The sequence below is a fragment of the Streptomyces gamaensis genome, from assembly GCF_042656465.1.
GTDB lineage: Bacteria > Actinomycetota > Actinomycetes > Streptomycetales > Streptomycetaceae > Streptomyces > Streptomyces gamaensis.
The window spans coordinates 1-900 of the sequence record NZ_JBHSPB010000063.1 but is presented as its reverse complement, the minus strand read 5'-3'; the positions used below and the strand labels follow the sequence as shown (position 1 = coordinate 900).

General features: G+C 73.4%; 1 pseudogene. It reads right to left on the bottom strand.

Annotated elements, in window-relative coordinates:
* A pseudogene (locus ACFP1Z_RS33680) lies at window positions 1-856 on the bottom strand (transcriptional regulator); the annotation flags it as partial.
* Window positions 857-900: the final 44 nt, after the last annotated feature.

Genomic DNA, 900 nt, shown 5'->3' with positions numbered 1-900 from the left:
GGTCGGCTGCTTCGAGCTCACCGGCTTGGACTTGGGCGCGGGCGAGCGCGATGTGGTCGAAGGCGCGGGAGCGGACCCGCTCGACGGGGCGCTGTGCCGTCCCCGTGGTGATCAGCTCGATGGCCCGGAGCGCGCGGTGGGGGTCGTGGGTCGCGGCGATGGACTCGCAGACCCCTGCGGTGACGCGGTACTCGGCTTCGTCGAACCACGCGGCCCAGGTGGGGACCGGCTCGTCGTGGCCGGCGGCGAGGGCGTCGTCGGCGGTGCCCAGGGCGCGCTCGGCTTCGGGGAGGTGTCCCAGCACGGCGTGGCAGCGGGCTTCGAGGGTGGAGAGGAAGGCCCGCAGCTGTCCGGGCGGGAGTTTGCGGGTGCCGTACTGGGCGGCTTGGACCAGGTCGAGGGCGTCTTCTGCGCGGCCGAGGTGGTTGGCCTGGCGGGAGAGGCAGTTGAGCAGGTGTCCGGCGATCCCGACGCCGTCCCGGCCGGCCTGCTTGGCGGCCTGCAGGCCGAGGAGGAAGTAGTGCTGTGCCTCGCTGTGGCGGCCGACGTCGTGATTCATCCAGCCGGCGACGGAGGCGAGGTCGGCGATGGCGACGAACAGGGCGCGCCCGACCTCGTCGCTGGTGCGGCCGTGGGTGGCCAGGAGCGTGACGTCGTGGAGCTGGCCGACGACGGCCCGGCGGGAGAGCCCGCCTCCGTGGGCGCTGTCGAGGCTGCGGAAGGCGTCGGTGGTGGCCATGATGTTCCGGACGTCGTTCATGCCCAGTCGGCCGGGCCGGATGGGGCGGGGGAGCGGTTCGTCGGGGAGGTGCAGCCAGGGCTGGACGGCGCTGATCAGCTCTGAGCCGGTCAGCATGCGGGCGCTGGAAGGGCCGGTCTCGTCGGTCACTGCGTCGCTCC